Genomic DNA, 4,635 nt, shown 5'->3' with positions numbered 1-4,635 from the left:
AGGTCTGCGCCACGTTTTCCGGGAAGGCGACTTGCAGTGTTGAAAGCCGCTGCAGGCGCATCTCAATGGCCGTTAACGTCGGGATCAGATAGGAGAGATGTTGATACTGCACGCTCACCAGCCGAATCAGTCGCCGCGCGGCATCACCTTCATAGACGCAATGGGTGATCAGCACTTCCACCTGCTGCGGATGGGTTGCCATGCGAATCAGAATGTCGTCACGCTCTGGCGAGCTGTCGCTGGGAATACCCGAAAGCAAATCGCTGCACAGTTTACGCGCGTTGAGATACCAGTGGCTGACGCTCTGCTCCAGCAGGCTGCGCATTGATACCGGAAACAGCAGCGCATGCACCAGACTGCTACAGACGATGCCGAGTGTGATCTCTTCGATACGTGAAATCACCGTGCTGGTGATTGACAGCGGCGTGGTGACTTCCGGAAAACCCATGATCGCCGCGCTGTAACCGGCCAGCATAAACACGTAACTTTTCGGCGTGCGGTCGTGCAGCGACAGATAAAGGCAAACGCTGACCCACAGCGAAATGCAGAAACAGAACAGCAGCGGATGCTGCACGGTTGGCGGAAAAATAAAGAAAACGAACACGCCACCTAATAAGGTGCCCAGCAGGCGGAACACCGATTTGGAAATGGTTGAGGCGGAATAGAGCTGCGACGCGAGCAAAACCGTGGTCACCGCCCAAGCCGGTTTATCCAGGTTCAATTCGAGTGCGAAATAGAGTGCCAGAAAGGCGGCCAGACAGGTTTTTACAGCAAAAAAAACGGCGTTTTTTGACAACCACTGCATGACACGGTGACCAGGATGTACTGAATGTTGCGTATCCTGCCAGAATGTGAAAAAGCCTCACCTCGATAAATATGTCGAATTGTTTCGCAATCGAAAATCATGTTCATGGCGCGATTTGCCTGCGATGGGAATGTGTAAGCTCTGCTAATGGAATCACAAGGGAAAGATGCGGTTTTGTCGCTAATTTACTCATCATCAGCGTTTTGAGCCGCTTTAACGCACATCAGTTATCAGGACAATAAATGTGTGTTGGATCACACTTTGGCCAAATACGCCCTTTTTGGCTGCTTATCCATAAAATAATTTCGCGTAGCGACAGGTACAAATATCGCGGGGATTTTCTCAGGGTGTGCATTTATGCATGCAAGGTCGCCATGAATGGCGACCCTACCGGGGAGATGTGTACTTTTTTAACCGCAGCGATGGTAATATTTGCGCGCTGAACAATGCGAAGAACTTTCGGGAACGCAGTATGTTACATAAACATCACATTCTTCGGGAAGCCGACGTGCTGCTTTCCCTGCTCCACATCTGCAAAATCGTCATTACTGCCCTTTTTCTGCTGCTGTTTATTTCTCGCTCAGCTATTGCTGAAATAAAAGACGATAAAGCCAATCGCATTGTCAGCGGCATTATTAGTTTTACCCATTGGCCGGGATTAACCGGTGCGCCGCAGCTTTGCATATTTTCTTCTGCACAGCATCTTTCGCTGCCACAAAACAAAGTGCCTTCATCTGTACCGTTTAGCGTGGTTTATCTCTCCAGCGAGAGCGAACTGGCGACGCAGCATTGCGATGCGGTCTATTTTGGCGATCAGACTCCGCAACAACAGGTTGAACTGTTTGAACGTTTCAAGGGTAAAGCGGTATTGACCCTGGCTGAGAACAATGCGGAATGTACCATCGGCGCCGCCTTCTGCCTGATCTTTAAATCAGGTCACACGCTGTTCTCAGTCAACCTTGATTCGCTTGCCAGGAGCGGCGTCAAGGTAAGTCCGGACGTGTTGTTGCTGTCCCGCAATGGAAGCAAATAAGATGAAATTAGAAAATTCAATTAATGATAAATCATCGATTCGCAACAAGTTGCGTAAGATCAGCACCATTAACTCGGCGGTAATTTTACTGCTGTGCTGGCTGTTGCTCTCCTCGACTTCCCTGCTGTTTATTAAAAGCTACGAGAAAAGAAACCTCGAATTAATTGCCGCCACGCTCAGCACCACGCTGACCGCCGCCACGGTTTTTGAAGACAGTTACGACGCGCATAATAAAATCGCGCGACTCGGCAAAGAAGGCATGTTCGATTCGGCGAAATTAGTAACTGACGATCAAACCGTTTTAGTGGACTGGCATGATCAACAGGAACAAACCGGCTGGTATCCGCGTTTATTACGTGAGTGGATTTATCTCAAACCGTTTAGCGTCAATATTATCCACTCTGAAACCAATGTCGGTACGCTGACGTTGGAAGGTACGGTGACCGGCGCGGCGGATTTTATTCGTTATTCGCTGATGATTCTGACCAGCGGCATGCTGTGCGTATTAATCATCTCCTTCATGCTGAGTGAATTCCTCCATCGCGGCATTCTCGCCTCGCTGCGCAACATCACCAGCTCGATTCATTATGTCATCCATTCCGGTGATTTTTCCTTACGTATTCCAGAAAGTCCGACGCGCGAGTTTCAGCTGTTTTCGAATGACCTCAACTCGTTGCTGACAGAGATGCAGACGCTGCAGGCTTCTCTGATGCGAGATAACCGCACGCTGGCGGCTAAAGCGCTGGAAGATCCGTTGACCGGCCTCGCCAACCGCGCCGCCTTTGTGGCGCGCTTAACACAGTTGCTCGATCAGCAATTGGCGAAAGAGCGCTTCGTTTTACTGTTTCTTGATGGCGATCGCTTTAAAAGCATCAACGATAATTGGGGCCATGCGGCCGGTGATGAGGTGCTGAAAGCCATTGGTTCACGCCTTTCAACATTGGCTTATAAGCAGGATTTGGTCGCCCGTCTAGGTGGCGATGAGTTTGCCATGTTGGTAAGCAGCCGCGCCAGCGACGCGCAACTGCAGTTGCTGATGCAGGATATTAGCGAGTCGATCAGCCAGAAAATCATTATTGCGGAGGGCACATCGATTTCTACCTCGGTGACCATTGGTTACGCCTGGTCGCAGCACGGTGATACCGTTGAGTCGATTCTGGAACGCGCAGATATGAACATGTACAAAAACAAGGGAATGAGTAAGGTGCGGATATGAAGATGAAAATTTTCCTGATGGTGTGTGTGTTAGCGCTGGTCGGTTGCCAGACAAAGGGACGTTTCAGTGACGAGCAGATTGCGGCGATGCGTAATGCCGGATTCAGCCAAAATAGCGAAGGCTGGGGATTAGGCTTGTCGGACAAAATCCTGTTTGGCGTCAATGAAGCGCAACTCACTCCCGCCAGTAAAGAGAATATTCAGTCGATGGCGAAAAATCTGGCGGCGACCGGTATTCACCATGTGCGTATCGACGGACATACCGATAATTACGGCAAAGCGGATTACAACCAGCAGCTGTCATTGAAAAGAGCCAACGCCGTCGCAACACAATGGGCAACAGGCGCCGCGATTCCGCGCGAAAATATTATTACGCGCGGATTAGGCATGAGCGCACCGATTGCCAGCAACAACAATGCGCAGGACCGCGCGCAAAATCGCCGCGTGGCGATTGTGATTACGGCGCCGTAATTATCTGGCGCGCAATCGCATAATCATAAAGGCGGTCGCGCGCTAAATTCTTCATCTTTACTTCGCACATAATATCGAAGGCGTTAAACGACAGCGCCCAATCATTTAAGCTTTGATTGAAGTAATAATCGGCATGGGCGCGAAGTTTGCTTTTCGACACCGCCAAATCCTGCTGATCCGGGAAACCGTGATCGGGAATCAGACCTTCCTGCGCAATTGAATAGTGTAAAACGGACCGCACACCACGCCACGACTCTTTAATCAGCGCGATGCGCGCATCGTCAGCCTGAATATAGTGATTCTCTTTCACCCAATGATGGTGAATATCCAGTACCACTGGACACAGCTCACGCGCCTGCAACACATCGTCCAGCGAACAGGATATTTCATCATTCTCCACCGTCAGCATATTGCGCGCTTCAGGACTCAGCCGCAGAAACGCGGCGCGAAATCCCTCATAGCCCTTTTTACCGTTCATATGGATGTTGATTTTGAAATCCTGAAACTGGCGGCCATAACCCATCAATACTGCGCAGGTGGTGTGATACTCCACGTCTTCGATTGCACGATCGACCACGCCATCGTTATCGGAAGCCAGCACCGTATATTGACCGGGATGGAACGAGAGCCGGATATTATTGGCACGCGCCAGCTCGCCGCAGCGGCGTAATAATGGTGTGAGATCGGGCAATAATTCGCCATATAACTGCGTGGCTTCCGGCACGGTATACAGCGGCAACAGATCGCTGCCGATGCGCATCATGCGCAGCGCATCCGGCTGAGTAGCAAGCTGTTCGAGCGTGAAAAGGAGATTGTGCAGATTGTTTTGCGCCAACTGATTCAGCAGCGTGATGCGTGAATCATCGTCAAGGCCGAGAAAGCGCGTGCGGGTGGTACTTTTGAAGGGATACGGCTGTTTAGCCTGTTGATCCAGATACTTACAAGCAAAGCCTAATTTCATTTCATCCCCCGTTTAATCAGCCTGAAAGCTTAGCTGTTATTTGGGAATGTGCACGGTTGGTCGTCATAAAGGGCGATCAACCGTGCTGGGTTTTTTAGATACCGTCTTGCCAGTTATCTGGCAAGACATATTTCGGCGTCGAACGGGCGG

General features: G+C 50.5%; 5 protein-coding genes. 3 read left to right on the top strand and 2 right to left on the bottom strand.

All coding sequences use genetic code 11. From position 1 onward, the window contains the following. Positions 1-805, bottom strand: an 805-nt coding sequence (locus RTM06_RS19430; RefSeq protein ID WP_409455819.1) for an FUSC family protein, incomplete at its 3' end; no start/stop codon positions are given. Positions 806-1,166: 361 nt separating this feature from the next. On the opposite strand from RTM06_RS19430, the gene RTM06_RS19425 reads away from it, so the two are divergent. Genes RTM06_RS19425 through RTM06_RS19415 form a run of 3 tightly spaced genes read left to right on the top strand, consistent with a single transcriptional unit; the run spans position 1,167 to position 3,524 of the window. Continuing rightward, complete coding sequence (locus RTM06_RS19425; RefSeq protein WP_312184370.1) at positions 1,167-1,838, top strand: YfiR family protein; 672 nt, start codon at positions 1,167-1,169, stop codon at positions 1,836-1,838. A gap of 1 nt (position 1,839) precedes the next feature. Further along, complete coding sequence (locus RTM06_RS19420) at positions 1,840-3,054, top strand: diguanylate cyclase domain-containing protein (protein ID WP_312184369.1); 1,215 nt, start codon at positions 1,840-1,842, stop codon at positions 3,052-3,054. Beyond that, positions 3,051-3,524 (top strand): OmpA family protein, encoded by a 474-nt coding sequence (locus RTM06_RS19415; RefSeq protein WP_256698650.1) that lies wholly within the window; start codon positions 3,051-3,053, stop codon positions 3,522-3,524. Before RTM06_RS19420 ends, RTM06_RS19415 begins: the two co-directional genes overlap by 4 nt. Here RTM06_RS19415 and uvsE read toward each other — a convergent pair. Further along, positions 3,511-4,485 carry a UV DNA damage repair endonuclease UvsE gene (gene uvsE, locus RTM06_RS19410; RefSeq protein WP_312184368.1) on the bottom strand — a complete coding sequence of 325 codons (975 nt, stop codon included), beginning with the start codon at positions 4,483-4,485 and terminating at the stop codon, positions 3,511-3,513. The two genes, RTM06_RS19415 and uvsE, sit on opposite strands and share 14 nt — an antisense overlap. Positions 4,486-4,635 lie beyond the last annotated feature (150 nt).

Origin of the sequence: Pantoea sp. CTOTU46764 (assembly GCF_031974595.1) — a bacterium.
Classification (GTDB): Bacteria; Pseudomonadota; Gammaproteobacteria; order Enterobacterales; family Enterobacteriaceae; genus Pantoea; species Pantoea trifolii.
Note: the sequence above shows the minus strand (reverse complement) of the source record. Positions and strands in the feature narration are given on the sequence as shown.

Bases quoted from the DNA above. Each gene is read 5' to 3' on its own strand.
- RTM06_RS19425 (WP_312184370.1), top strand. From the start codon at position 1,167: ATGCAAGGTCGCCATGAATGGCGACCCTACCGGGGAGATGTGTACTTT.
- RTM06_RS19420 (WP_312184369.1), top strand. From the start codon at position 1,840: ATGAAATTAGAAAATTCAATTAATGATAAATCATCGATTCGCAACAAG.
- RTM06_RS19415 (WP_256698650.1), top strand. From the start codon at position 3,051: ATGAAGATGAAAATTTTCCTGATGGTGTGTGTGTTAGCGCTGGTCGGT.
- uvsE (WP_312184368.1), bottom strand. From the start codon at position 4,485: ATGAAATTAGGCTTTGCTTGTAAGTATCTGGATCAACAGGCTAAACAG.